We start from the raw sequence: 13184 nt of genomic DNA, 5'->3' as shown, positions 1-13184 counted from the left end.
GTGCCTGCCCGCGGGGGGTCGGTGGGTGCGTACGCTCGGTTCATGGCTCGTAACGTGGTGGTCAGTGGTGGGGGTACGGGGATCGGGCTCGCCGCGGCGCGGCTCTTCGCTGCCGACGGCGACCGTGTGCTGCTGCTCGGGCGGCGGGCACAGGTGCTGGAGAAGGCCGGGGTGCCGGACGCGCTCACGTATGCCGCCGACCTCGCCGAGCCGGCCGCCGTACGGGGCGTCGCCGCGTTCGTGAAGGACGAGCTCGGCACCGTGGACGTCCTGGTGCACTGCGCGGGCGGCAACGGGGGGCTGGAGCCCGCCGCGGCGGGCGACGACCCGCTGGACGCCGTCGCGCACGACTGGACCGTGAACTTCCGCGGCAACACGCTCACCGCCGCGCTGCTCACCGAGGCGCTGGCCGCCCGGCTCGCCGAGCCGGGCGGCCGGGTGCTGTTCCTCAGCTCCATCGCCGCGTTCCGCGGCTCGGGCACCGGGGCGTACGCAGCGTCCAAGGCCGCCCTGCACCCGTACGCCCACGATCTGGCCCGCCGGCTCGGCCCGCGCGGGATCACGGTGAACGTGGTCGCGCCCGGCTATGTGCAGGACACCGAGTTCTTCGGCGGCCCGGTCGCCGAGGAGCGGCGGGCGAGGCTGGTCGCCGAGACCGCGACCGGCCGGGCCGGCGAGCCCGGCGACGTCGCCGCCACCCTGCACTGGCTCGCCTCGCCCGGCGCCGCCCACATCACGTCCCAGATCGTCCAGGTCAACGGCGGCGCCGAGCGGGGCCACTAGGGCGTGTTGCGACAGGCCCCGGGACCGCGGGCTCAGCCGCGGCCCGTGCGGGGCGGCAGGCCGTTGCGGGACAGTCGGTCGGCGGCCAGTTGCGGGGTGGCCGGCGGCGGCACCGCTGCGGAGGTGGAGACCCGCGGCAGCGCGTACGGGTGCTCCTCGACCAGCCAGCGGATCATCCGCTCGCGGACCGTGACCCGGACCGTCCAGATGTCGTCGGCGTCCTTGGCCGTCACCAGGGCGCGCACCTGGAGGGTGTTGGGCGTGGTGTCGGTCACCGCGATGCCGTAGTCGCGCCCGTCCCAGGCCGGGCACTGGCGCAGGATGTCGCGGAGCTTGTCCCGCATCGCTTCCACGGGCGCGGTGTGGTCGAGGTGCCAGTAGACGATGCCGGTCATCTGCGGGGTGCCGCGCGACCAGTTCTCGAACGGCTTCGAGGTGAAGTACGACACCGGCATGGTGATCCGGCGGTCGTCCCAGGTCCGCACGGTGAGGAAGGTCAGCGTGATCTCGTCGACCGTGCCCCACTCGCCGTCCACCACCACCGTGTCGCCGAGCCGCACCATGTCGCCGAAGGCGATCTGGAGGCCTGCGAACAGGTTGCTGAGGGTGGACTGGGCGGCGACACCGGCGACGATGCCGAGCACGCCGGCCGAGGCCAGCAGCGAGGCACCGGCGGCCCGCATCGCGGGGAACGTCAGCAGCATCGAGGCGACGGCCACGACGCCGACGATCGCCGACACCACGCGCATGATCAGCGACACCTGGGTGCGTACCCGGCGGACCTTGGCGGGGTCGCGCTGGGCGCGGGACTGCGCGTAGCGGGCGTACGACGACTCGACGACGGCGCCGGTGATCCGGATCACCAGCCAGGCCGCCGCGCCGATCAGCACCAGCGTCAGGGCGCGGCCGATGCCGACCCGGTGTTCCTCCAGCAGTTCGGCCTGGTCGTAGGAGCCTCTGAGCAGGGCGGCGCAGATGACCAGTTGGTAGGGGACGCGGCCGCGCCGCAGCAGCCCCCACAGAGGGGTGTCGCTGCGGCGTTCGTCGGCCTTGCGCAACAGAAAGTCGGTGGCCCAGCCGATCACCAGAGTGAGGACGACTGAGCCGCCGACCACGATCAGCGGGCGGAGCACGTTCTCCATGCCTTCGAACCTAACCGGCCCACCGGTGCCTTGAACATGTGTGTTCGAGGCCGCGCCGGGTAGCCGCGCGCGAGCGCCGTTCGGGCGTTGTCGTACCCGGCTGGCACCATGGCCCCATGAACATCATGCTCTTTCACTCGGCGTACGGGCTGCGGCCCGCGGTCCGTGACGCGGCGGACCGGCTGCGCGCCGCGGGTCACGAGGTGTGGACCCCGGACCTGTTCGACGGGCGCACCTTCGAGACGGTCGAGGAGGGCATGGCCTGCCGCGAGGAGATCGGCAAGGACGAGCTGCTGAAGAGAGCCGTGCTGGCCGCGGCGCCGTACTCGGAGCGCGGCCTGGTGTACGCGGGCCTCTCGCTCGGCGCCTCGCTGGCGCAGACGCTGGCCCTCGGCGACGAGCGGGCGCGCGGGCTGCTGCTCCTGCACGGCACCTCGGACCTCGCGCCGAACGTCACGGTGGACGAGCTCCCGGTCCAGCTGCACGTGGCCGAACCCGACCCGTTCGAGACGGACGACTGGCTGAGCGCCTGGTATCTCCAGATGCGCCGCGCCGGCGCCGACGTGGAGGTGTACCGCTACGCGGGAGCGGGTCACGTGTACACCGACCCCGAACTCCCGGACTGGGACGCGGAGGCGGCCGAGGCCACCTGGCGGGTGGCGCTCGGCTTCCTCGACACGCTCTAGCCGGTCAGGGCACTACACCGGGTCGTACGTCCGCTCGACCTTCTGCGTGCCGCTGCGCGTGCGGTACGACCGCTCCCAGGCGGAGGTCGCGGTGGCGGACGTGCGGTCGGACAGGACGTAGTAGTCCATCTGCGCGCGGTCGGCGGTGATGTCCAGCACGCCGTAGCCGTGCCGGTCGGTGTCGACCCAGTGGACGTGCCGGTTGGCGGCCTCGATGAGCGGGGCGGCGAGCGCGGAGACCGTGCCCTCGGGGACCTTGACGATGTCGTCGAGGTTGTCGGAGGTGACCGAGGTGATGACGAACTCGGTCGCCGCGGAGGCCGACAGCGGGTAGGTGCCCGCGTCCACCGGCACGTCGTTGGCCCACGACATGTGGATGTCGCCGGTCAGGAAGACGGTGTTGCCGATGGCGTTGGACCGCAGATGGCCGAGGAGTTCGCGGCGGTCGTCGGTGTAGCCGTCCCACTGGTCGGTGTTGACGCCGATGCCGTCCTGGGGCAGCCCGAGCAGTTTGGCGAGCGGCTTGAACAGGTCGGCGGTGAGGGAGCCGACGACGAACGGGGCGATCATCACGGAGTTGCCGACCAGCCGCCAGGTGGTGTCGGACGCCTTCAGCCCGGCCTTCAGCCAGTCGAGCTGGGCGCGACCGGTGATGGTGCGGTCCGGGTCGTCGACCGAGCCGCTGGCGGAGGAGGCCTGCTGCGAGCGGAAGGACCGCAGGTCGAGCAGCGACAGGTCGGCGAGCTTGCCGAAGCGCAGGCGGCGGTAGGTGGTGCCGGCGAGGGCGGGGCGGACCGGCATCCACTCGAAGTAGGCCTGCTTGGCGGCGGCCTGACGGTCCGTCCAGGCGCCCTCGGCGCCCTCGGTGTGGTTGACGGCGCCGCCCGACCAGGCGTTGTCGGCGAACTCGTGGTCGTCCCAGATCGCGATGACCGGGGCCTTCAGGTGCAGGGCCTGGAGGTCGGGGTCGGTCTTGTACTTGCCGTGCCGGGTGCGGTAGTCGGCGAGCGTGATGATCTCGTTGGCGGGCGCGTGCGGGCGTACGACGGTGCCCCGGGCCGCGTACTCGCCGGACTTGTACTCGTAGATGTAGTCGCCGAGATGCAGCCACGCGTCCAGGTCGCTGCGGGCCGCGAGATGGCGGTAGGCGGCGAAGTAGCCGGCCTCCCAGTTGGCGCAGGTGGCCACGCCGAAGCGCAGGCCGGTGACGGTCGCGTCCGCCGCCGGCGCGGTGCGGGTGCGCGCCACCGGGGAGTCGGTGCCGCCGGCGGAGAAGCGGAACCAGTAGTCGGTGGCCGGCTCCAGGCCGCGTATGTCGGCCTTGACGGTGTGGTCGGAGGCGGCCGTGGCGGTGAGGGAGCCCTTGGCGACGACGGTCGTCAGCGCCTTGTCCTTCGCGACGATCCAGCTCACCTCGGTGTCGGGGCCGAGCCCCGAGCCCGGGGCGGCCTCGGCGGTGGGGGTCACCCGGGTCCACAGCAGGATGCCGTCGGGCAGCGGGTCGCCGGAGGCGACACCGTGCAGGAAGGCGGGGGCCTGCGCGTCGGCGCGGGCCGGCAGGGCGGCGGCGAGCGGCACGCCCAGGACAGCGGTCGCCGCCGCGGCCTTGACGACCGTACGGCGGCGAGGAGAAAGGGAGTTGACGACCTCGGAGGGTCTGTGTCGACTGGTCACGAACGACCAGGTTACTGATCGGTATGAACAACGGCGGGCGAACTCGTGAAAGTCCGCCCGCCGTTCCGTGTCCACCCTGTGGAAACCGGCCGTCTCAGCCCTTGAGCGCGAAGGTGATCAGCCTTCGGGCAGGGCCGCGGTCAGCCCTTGAGCGCCGCGCCCACCACGGAGTTGAAGTCCGCCACCGTCATCGGCGGGTTGCCGTCGGAGGTGGTGAGCATCTTGCCGTTCATGACGAAGCTCGGGGTGCCCGTCACGCCGTCCTTGTTGGTGTCGAAGGTCTTCGACATGGCGAGCGCCCAGGCGTCGTAGGTGCCCTTCTTCACGGCGTTCTGGAACGCGGTGTTGTTCTTCAGCGCGGGGACGGTGTTCGCGACCTTGATCAGGTAGTTGTCGTCCTTGAACTTGTCGTCCGTCTCCTCGGGGTGCCACTTCTTCGAGTAGAGGGCGTACTTGTACTGGATGAACGCGTCGTCGCTCACGTTGAGCGCGGCACCCATGGCGCTCATCGCGTTCTTCGAGCCCTCGCCGTTGGAGCCGATCTTGCCCTTGCCGAGCGAGTCACCGTCGATGAACGTGCCGCCGGTGTACTGGATCTTGTACTTGCCGTCGGAGAGGTCCTTCTCGACGGTCTTGCCGACGGTCTCCTCGAACTGGGCGCAGATCGGGCAGCGCGGGTCCTCGTAGACCTTCAGGGTCTTCTTGGCGCTGTCCTTGCCGATGACGACCGTGGTGCCGTTGGTGCCGGTGGTGTGGGCGGGCGCGACGACCTTCGCGTCCTTCAGGCCCTCCCAGTAGCTGGGCTTGTTGGCCTGCACGACGGCGTAGCCGATACCGCCGGCGGCGGCCAGCACGGCCACGACCGAGGCGGCCACGACGACCTGCCGCTTGACCTTGGCCCGCTTGGCCTGCTTCTCCCGCTCCAGGCGCAGCCGCTCGCGCGCCGCGTTCTTGGCCTGCTGGCTGTTCCGCTTGCTCATGGTGGTGTTCTCCAAGGGGGACGCGCACCTGTGGTGCGCGGAAAAAGGGGTGGGGACTGCCGGTGCTCGGGATGCCGTCAGGCGGCGGCCGGGCAGGGCGGTCCGCGCCGTCCCAGGGAGTGCGCGAGGAGCAGGTCCCGGACGGTGGCGGTACGGCGGACCGGGCGGGCCGGGCGGCGCAGGGCCGGGGCGGGCCGCACCGTGACCGCGGCGACGGCCACCAGCAGCGGCCGGAACGTCGTCGCGGTCACCGCGCGCAGCAGCTGGTCCAGCGCCCGCTCGCCCCGGTGCAGCCAGGCGGCGGCGAGCAGGCCGACCCCGATGTGCGCGCCGAGCAGCAGCCAGGCGGTCGCCGGGTCGGCGTGCGCGAGCAGCGTCGCGAGCCGGTCGGGGTCGGTGCCCGCGACCCGGGCCAGCGGGGTGGCGACGGGGGCGCCGTGGGCGCACAGCACGTCGAAGCCGACGGAGCGCAGCGGGCCCGCGACGGGGCCGCCCGCGCGGCCGTAGCAGACCTGCTGGCCGGTGGTGAAGACGGTGTCGGCGGCGAGCTCGAGCGGGATCAGCAGCGCGGCGATCCGGCCGAAGCCGCGCTCGCGCCCGGCCAGCGTGTAGGCCGGCAGGAACACGGCGGCCGCGACCGCGGCCACCGTGCTCACCGGCAGCGGGACCCGTGACAGCAGGACGTGCGACGCGGTGCTGAGCGTCACGACCACAGCCGTGAACAGCGCCGCGCGTACGGCTCTGATCGGGGTCCCGGATATGTCCATGGCGGGGAGAGTCTGTCACGCGCTCCTGTAGGGGATCCCTAAAGGGTCCCTGTGAGCGGCCGGGTGGTTACAGACCCGGAATCCTTCCGTTGCGGAACAGGTCGACGAAGGTCTGGTGGTCGGCCCGCGCGCGGGCGCCGTAGGCGTGCGCGAAGTCGACCAGCAGGGGCGCGAAGCCCTCCTCGTCGGCCGCGATCGCCGCGTCGATGGCGCGCTCGGTGGAGAACGGCACCAGCGACTCGCCGGACTGGTCGTCGGCCGCCGCGTGCATGGTCGCGGTGGAGCGGCCCAGGTCCGCGACGACCGCCGCGATCTCCTCCGGGTCGTCGATGTCGTCCCAGTCCAGGTCCACGGCGTACGGCGAGACCTCGGCGACGAGCTGACCGGTGCCGCTCAGCTCGGTCCAGCCGAGCCACGGGTCGGCGTGCGCCTGGAGGGCGCGCTGGGAGATCACCGTGCGGTGGCCCTCGTGCAGGAAGTAGCCCCGGATCTGCGGGTCGGTGATGTGGCGCGAGACGGCCGGGGTCTGGGCCTGCTTGATGTAGATCACGACGTCGTTCTCCAGGGCGTCGCTGGAGCCCTCCAGGAGGATGTTGTACGACGGCAGGCCGGCCGAGCCGATGCCGATGCCGCGGCGGCCGACGACGTCCTTCACGCGGTAGGAGTCCGGGCGGGTCAGCGAGGTCTCGGGCAGCGTCTCCAGGTAGCCGTCGAAGGCCGCGAGCACCTTGTAGCGGGTGGCGGCGTCCAGCTCGATCGCGCCGCCGCCGGAGGCGAAGCGGCGCTCGAAGTCGCGGATCTCCGTCATGGAGTCGAGCAGCTCGAAGCGGGTCAGCGAGCGGGCCGCGCGCAGCGCGCCCAGCAGCGGGCCCTCCGCGGTGTCCAGGGTGAAGGGCGGCACCTCGTCGCTCTTGGCGCCCGTGGCCAGCGCGTGGATGCGCTCGCGGTACGCCGACGCGTACACCGTGACCAGCTCGCTGATCTGCGCGTCGCTGAGCGCCTTGGCGTACCCCACGAGGGCCATGGAGGCGGCGAAGCGCTTGAGGTCCCAGGTGAAGGGGCCGACGTACGCCTCGTCGAAGTCGTTCACGTTGAACACCAGGCGGCCGTTGGAGTCCATGTACGTGCCGAAGTTCTCGGCGTGCAGGTCGCCGTGGATCCACACGCGCGAGGTGCGCTCGTCCAGGAACGGGCCGCCCCGCTTCTCCGCGTCCAGGTCGTGGTAGAAGAGGCAGGCCGTGCCCCGGTAGAAGGCGAAGGCCGAGGCCGCCATCTTGCGGAACTTCACGCGGAACGCGGCCGGGTCGGCGGCGAGCAGCTCGCCGAAGGCGGTGTCGAAGACGCCGAGGATCTCCTCGCCGCGCTGCTCTTCGTTGAGCTGGGGTGCCGACATCGCTGGGTGCCTCCTGGTGCGTGGAACGGGACGGGCCCGCACGGTCTTGTGCGACGGCTTCCTCGCCGTCTCAACGGGCGGGGGGCCGCCGGAGTGCCCGCGGCCGCCGAGGGCGGAAAACCCGCGGGAGCGCCCGCGGGCCCCTGGACGAAGGTACGCAAGCGAGCCCGTCGCGTGTCAGTCCTCCGGCGAGTGTCAGTGCCGGGGCATAGACTTCGACGCTGTCCCCCAGACCTGACGCCGGAGGCAGAAACCGTGTCGAAGACGCCCTTCACGCACCTGCACGTCCACACCCAGTACTCGCTGCTGGACGGTGCCGCGCGGCTGAAGGACATGTTCAACGCGTGCAACGAGATGGGCATGACCCATATCGCGATGTCCGACCACGGCAACCTCCACGGGGCGTACGACTTCTTCCACACGGCCAAGAAGGCGGGGGTCACGCCGATCATCGGGATCGAGGCGTACGTCGCCCCCGAGTCGCGGCGCAACAAGCGCAAGATCCAGTGGGGCCAGCCGCACCAGAAGCGCGACGACGTCTCCGGCTCCGGCGGCTACACGCACAAGACGATCTGGGCGGCGAACGCGACGGGCCTGCACAACCTCTTCAAGCTCTCCTCGGACGCGTACGCCGAGGGCTGGCTCCAGAAGTGGCCCCGGATGGACAAGGAGACGATCTCCCAGTGGTCCGAGGGGCTGATCGCCTCCACCGGCTGCCCCTCCGGCGAGCTCCAGACCCGGCTGCGCCTCGGCCAGTTCGACGAGGCCCTGAAGGCCGCCGCCGACTACCAGGACATCTTCGGCAGGGACCGCTACTTCCTGGAGCTGATGGACCACGGCATCGAGATCGAGCACCGGGTCCGCGACGGCCTCCTGGAGATCGGCAAGAAGCTCGGCATCCCCCCGCTGGTCACCAACGACTCGCACTACACGTACGCGCACGAGGCGACCGCCCACGACGCCCTGCTGTGCATCCAGACCGGCAAGAACCTCTCCGACCCCGACCGCTTCAAGTTCGACGGCACCGGCTACTACCTGAAGTCCACGGACGAGATGTACGCCGTCGACTCCTCGGACGCCTGGCAGGAGGGCTGCCGCAACACGCTCCTGGTCGCCGAGCAGGTCGACACCACCGGCATGTTCGTCGAGAAGAACCTCATGCCGAAGTTCGACATCCCCGACGGCTACACGGAGATCACCTGGTTCAAGGAGGAGGTCCGCCGCGGCATGGAGCGCCGCTTCCCCGGCGGCATCCCCGACGACCGCCAGCGGCAGGTCGAGTACGAGATGGACGTCATCATCAAGATGGGGTTCCCGGGGTACTTCCTCGTCGTCGCCGACTTCATCATGTGGGCCAAGAACCAGGGCATCGCGGTGGGCCCCGGCCGTGGTTCCGCGGCCGGTTCGATCGTCGCCTACGCCATGGGCATCACCGACCTCGACCCGATCCCGCACGGCCTGATCTTCGAGCGGTTCCTCAACCCCGAGCGCATCTCGATGCCCGACGTCGACATCGACTTCGACGAGCGCAGGCGCGTCGAGGTGATCCGCTACGTGACGGAGAAGTACGGCTCCGACAAGGTCGCCATGATCGGCACCTACGGCAAGATCAAGGCCAAGAACGCGATCAAGGACTCCGCGCGCGTGCTGGGCTACCCGTACGCGATGGGCGACCGTCTCACCAAGGCGATGCCCGCCGACGTCCTCGGCAAGGGCATCGACCTCAACGGCATCACCGACCCGACCCACCCGCGCTACAGCGAGGCGGGCGAGATCCGGGGGATGTACGAGAACGAGCCGGACGTGAAGAAGGTCATCGACACCGCCAAGGGCGTCGAGGGCCTGGTCCGGCAGATGGGCGTGCACGCGGCCGGCGTGATCATGTCCAGCGAGCCGATCGTCGACCACGCCCCGATCTGGGTGCGGCACACCGACGGCGTGACCATCACGCAGTGGGACTACCCGCAGTGCGAGTCGCTCGGCCTGCTGAAGATGGACTTCCTCGGCCTGCGCAACCTGACGATCATGGACGACGCCGTCAAGATGGTGAAGTCCAACAAGGGCATCGACCTCGACCTGCTGGCGCTGCCGCTGGACGACCCGAAGACCTTCGAACTGCTCCAGCGCGGCGACACCCTCGGCGTCTTCCAGTTCGACGGCGGCCCCATGCGTTCGCTGCTGCGTCTGATGAAGCCCGACAACTTCGAGGACATCTCCGCCGTCTCCGCGCTCTACCGTCCGGGCCCGATGGGCATGGACTCGCACACCAACTACGCGCTGCGCAAGAACAAGCTCCAGGAGATCACCCCGATCCACAAGGAGCTGGAGGCGCCGCTCGAAGAGGTCCTCGCGGTCACCTACGGCCTGATCGTCTACCAGGAGCAGGTGCAGAAGGCCGCGCAGATCATCGCCGGCTACTCGCTCGGCGAGGCCGACATCCTGCGCCGCGTCATGGGCAAGAAGAAGCCCGACGAACTGGCCAAGAACTTCACCATCTTCCAGGCCGGCGCCCAGAAGAACGGCTACAGCGACGAGGCCATCCAGGCCCTGTGGGACGTGCTGGTCCCGTTCGCCGGCTACGCGTTCAACAAGGCGCACTCGGCCGCGTACGGCCTGGTGTCGTACTGGACCGCGTACCTGAAGGCGAACCACCCCGCCGAGTACATGGCCGGTCTGCTGACCTCCGTCAAGGACGACAAGGACAAGTCGGCCGTCTACCTCAACGAGTGCCGCCGCATGGGCATCAAGGTGCTCCCGCCGAACGTCAACGAGTCGGTGCACAACTTCGCCGCACAGGGCGACGACGTGATCCTCTTCGGCCTGGAGGCCGTGCGCAACGTCGGCACGAACGTGGTCGAGTCGATCATCAGGAGCCGCAAGGCCAAGGGCAAGTACGGCTCCTTCCCCGACTACCTCGACAAGGTCGAGGCGATCGCCTGCAACAAGCGCACCACCGAATCGCTGATCAAGGCCGGCGCCTTCGACACCCTGGGCCACACCCGCAAGGGCCTCACCGCGCACTTCGAGCCGATGATCGACAACGTGGTCGCGGTCAAGCGCAAGGAGGCCGAGGGCCAGTTCGACCTCTTCGGCGGCATGGGCGAGGAGGAGACCAGCGAGCCCGGCTTCGGACTCGACGTGCAGTTCACCGACGACGAGTGGGACAAGACGTATCTGCTCGCCCAGGAGCGGGAGATGCTCGGTCTCTACGTCTCCGACCACCCGCTGTTCGGCCTGGAGCACGTGCTGTCCGACAAGGCGGACGCGGGCATCGCCCAGCTCACCGGCGGCGAGCACGCGGACGGCGCGATCGTCACCATCGGCGGCATCATCTCCGGCCTCCAGCGCAAGATGACCAAGCAGGGCAACGCCTGGGCGATCGCCACCGTCGAGGATCTCGCAGGCTCCATCGAGTGCATGTTCTTCCCGGCGACGTACCAGCTCATCTCGACCCAACTCGTCGAGGACGCCGTGGTGTTCGTCAAGGGCCGGCTCGACAAGCGGGAGGACGTGCCGCGGCTCGTCGCGATGGAGCTGATGGTTCCGGACCTGTCCAACGCGGGCACCAACGCGCCCGTGGTGCTCACCATCCCGGCCACCCGTGTCACCCCGCCCATGGTCAGCCGCCTCGGCGAGATCCTCACCCATCACAAGGGCGACAGCGAGGTCCGCATCAGGCTCCAGGGCCCGACGAAGACCACGGTGCTGCGCCTGGACCGGCACCGGGTGAAGCCGGACCCGGCGCTCTTCGGCGACCTGAAGGTGCTGCTCGGCCCGTCCTGCCTGGCGGGTTAGCGGCCCACGCGGGACATGAACAAGGGGTGCACCCGATGCGGGGTGCACCCCTGTTGCCGTGCGTGGGGCTCAACGCCCCGTCATCAGTTGTGGCCGAAGCGCTTCTGCTGCTTACGGGCAACATCCGCCGGGCTGCCCTGGATCCGCGAGTCGGGAGAGCTGTGCGCCTCCATCGCGGTCTGCTGCGCCTGCTCCGAGAACTTCTCGGCCTGCGAAGCGCGGTTCTGAGGGCCGGCCTGCTTGCGGTTCTTGTTCTTGGCCATGGTGATCTGCCTCCTGTGGGGGATCTAGGGGCCAGGGCCGCGTTCAGATTCACATAGGCCGACAAAGAACGCATTTCGGATAATTACCGTGTGTGACACGCTGGTCGGAGAGTCTGCCCGGCAAACGCCACGCCGAAGATCGAGTTCGGGCCGTTAACCTCCGCGTGGTCGGGCAGACTCGAAGGAAGCCTGAAGCAAACCTCCCGGAAAGAGGGTGGATCGCGTGGACCGCTGCATCGTCCTGGTGGACGCCGGGTATCTGCTGGGGGCCGCCGCCAGTCTCCTCGCCGGGGAGCCCTCCCGCTCCCGCATCACCGTCGACCACACCGCCCTGATCCAGGGCCTGCGCGAACAGGCCGAGTCCGACACGGAACGGCCCCTGCTGCGCATCTACTGGTTCGACGGCGCCCCCGACCGCGTCCCGCAGCCCGAGCACCGCAGGCTGCGCGTGATGCCCCGGGTCACCGTCCGGCTCGGCGCGCTGACCCGCAGCGACGGGCGCTGGGCGCAGAAGGGCGTGGACGCCGCCATGCACGCCGAGCTCACCGAGCTGGCCCGCAACCGCGCCTGCTCCGACATCGTGCTCGTCACCGGCGACGGCGATCTGCTGCCCGGCATGATGGCCGCCAAGGAGCACGGCGTCGCCGTCCACCTGTGGGCCGTGCAGGCCGCCGACGGCGACTACAACCAGTCCGAGGACCTGGTTGCCGAGGCCGACGAGCGGCGCGTCCTCGACCGGACCTGGATCACCAAGGCGGTCCGGGCCAAGGAACAGGGCGGGATCTGCCCGCCGCCGCACGCGCCCCGGCCGGAGATCGCCGCGATCCTCTCGGCGCCGCTGCCCGACTCCGCGCTGCCGCCCGCCGTCGAACGGCCCGCCGAGCCCGCCGAGCACCGCCCCGCGGCCCTCGCCGAGCACGCCGGGCAGGAGCGTGGGTCCGCCGCCAAGGGCGTGCCCACGCCGAAGGACCTCGCCGCGCTGCGCGCCCCCGGGGCCGCCCAGCAGGCCCCGCACCCCACCACGGCCACGCTGCGCTGGTCCTCCGACAAGGGGTGGGTGGACCGGCCGGGCACCGCCGCCGAGACGCCGGAGGCGGCCTCCATGCCGACCCTCGCCCAGCTGACCACGGCCGAGCAGCGCTGGGCCGACCGGGAGGAGGACATCACCACGGTCGGCGGCGACCCCTACGAGGTGGGGCAGGTCTTCGCCCGGCGCTGGATGGCCCGCCTCGGCGACCAGGTCCATCTCCAGCGGCTGTCCGGCATGTACCCGCGGGTTCCGCACCGCGTGGACGGCGAGCTGTTGCGGTACGCGGCCCGGTTCGGTCTGCTGGCCCACAAGGACGACCAGATCGACGAGAACGACCGCTATGCGATTCGGGCGGGGTTCTGGCGGGAGATCGACGCGCGCACGGCCACGGAACACGCCCCGGCGGCCGACCACCCCTGAGCTCCGCTCGGGGCTCCCTTCCCCTCACCCGCTGCCCGGTGGGGGCCTTTCGCGCAGTTCCCCGCGCCCCTTTTCTCCGGTCCGTGCTCCTCCGCGGGTCCGTGGGGGCCGGCCGCGCAGTTCCCCGCGCCCCTGAAGGGGCGCCTCGGCATCCGTGCCCCGAAAGGGGCGCGGGGAACTGCGCGAACGGGCACGACGGAGCCGCAGTGGACCACCACGCCCGCCCACCCAGGGGCGCGGGGAACTGCGCG

Annotated in this window: 10 protein-coding genes; 4 read left to right on the top strand and 6 right to left on the bottom strand. The window is 70.6% G+C overall.

Annotation, left to right across the window (positions count from 1 at the left end):
- Positions 1-42: 42 nt before the first annotated feature.
- Complete coding sequence (locus WN71_RS05935; RefSeq protein WP_046590821.1) at positions 43-783, top strand: SDR family NAD(P)-dependent oxidoreductase; 741 nt, start codon at positions 43-45, stop codon at positions 781-783.
- A gap of 32 nt (positions 784-815) precedes the next feature.
- Here the strand turns inward: WN71_RS05935 and WN71_RS05930 are convergent, their stop codons facing one another.
- Complete coding sequence (locus tag WN71_RS05930) at positions 816-1925, bottom strand: mechanosensitive ion channel family protein (RefSeq protein WP_046590818.1); 1110 nt, start codon at positions 1923-1925, stop codon at positions 816-818.
- A gap of 116 nt (positions 1926-2041) precedes the next feature.
- On the opposite strand from WN71_RS05930, the gene WN71_RS05925 reads away from it, so the two are divergent.
- On the top strand, positions 2042-2611 hold the full coding sequence (locus WN71_RS05925) for a dienelactone hydrolase family protein (RefSeq protein ID WP_046590816.1): 570 nt from the start codon (positions 2042-2044) through the stop codon (positions 2609-2611).
- 12 nt (positions 2612-2623) lie between these two features.
- On the opposite strand, the gene WN71_RS05920 is transcribed toward WN71_RS05925, so the two are convergent.
- The 4 genes from WN71_RS05920 to WN71_RS05905 form a co-directional block, all read right to left on the bottom strand.
- The gene (locus WN71_RS05920) at positions 2624-4285 is read right to left on the bottom strand and encodes an alkaline phosphatase D family protein (protein WP_046590814.1); all 1662 of its coding nucleotides are present in this window, start codon (positions 4283-4285) and stop codon (positions 2624-2626) included.
- A 140-nt stretch (positions 4286-4425) separates the two neighbouring features.
- Complete coding sequence (locus WN71_RS05915) at positions 4426-5265, bottom strand: thioredoxin domain-containing protein (RefSeq protein ID WP_046592116.1); 840 nt, start codon at positions 5263-5265, stop codon at positions 4426-4428.
- A gap of 77 nt (positions 5266-5342) precedes the next feature.
- The gene (locus WN71_RS05910) at positions 5343-6032 is read right to left on the bottom strand and encodes a hypothetical protein (RefSeq protein ID WP_046592114.1); all 690 of its coding nucleotides are present in this window, start codon (positions 6030-6032) and stop codon (positions 5343-5345) included.
- A gap of 67 nt (positions 6033-6099) precedes the next feature.
- The gene (locus WN71_RS05905; protein WP_046592113.1) at positions 6100-7425 is read right to left on the bottom strand and encodes a DUF2252 domain-containing protein; all 1326 of its coding nucleotides are present in this window, start codon (positions 7423-7425) and stop codon (positions 6100-6102) included.
- A gap of 255 nt (positions 7426-7680) precedes the next feature.
- Between WN71_RS05905 and dnaE the strand changes: the two genes are divergently transcribed.
- A complete protein-coding gene (gene dnaE, locus WN71_RS05900) occupies positions 7681-11220 on the top strand; it encodes a DNA polymerase III subunit alpha (protein ID WP_046592112.1) in 3540 nt (1179 codons plus the stop codon).
- A gap of 83 nt (positions 11221-11303) precedes the next feature.
- On the opposite strand, the gene WN71_RS05895 is transcribed toward dnaE, so the two are convergent.
- Entirely contained in the window at positions 11304-11483 is a 180-nt protein-coding gene (locus WN71_RS05895) for a hypothetical protein (RefSeq protein WP_046592111.1), read from the bottom strand.
- 223 nt (positions 11484-11706) lie between these two features.
- On the opposite strand from WN71_RS05895, the gene WN71_RS05890 reads away from it, so the two are divergent.
- Complete coding sequence (locus WN71_RS05890; protein ID WP_046592115.1) at positions 11707-12933, top strand: NYN domain-containing protein; 1227 nt, start codon at positions 11707-11709, stop codon at positions 12931-12933.
- The last annotated feature ends 251 nt before the right edge of the window (positions 12934-13184 follow it).

It is taken from the genome of Streptomyces mangrovisoli (genome assembly GCF_000974985.2).
Lineage (GTDB): Bacteria > Actinomycetota > Actinomycetes > Streptomycetales > Streptomycetaceae > Streptomyces > Streptomyces mangrovisoli.
The sequence above is the reverse complement of the archived record's forward strand: the minus strand, read 5'-3'. Positions and strand labels throughout refer to the sequence as shown.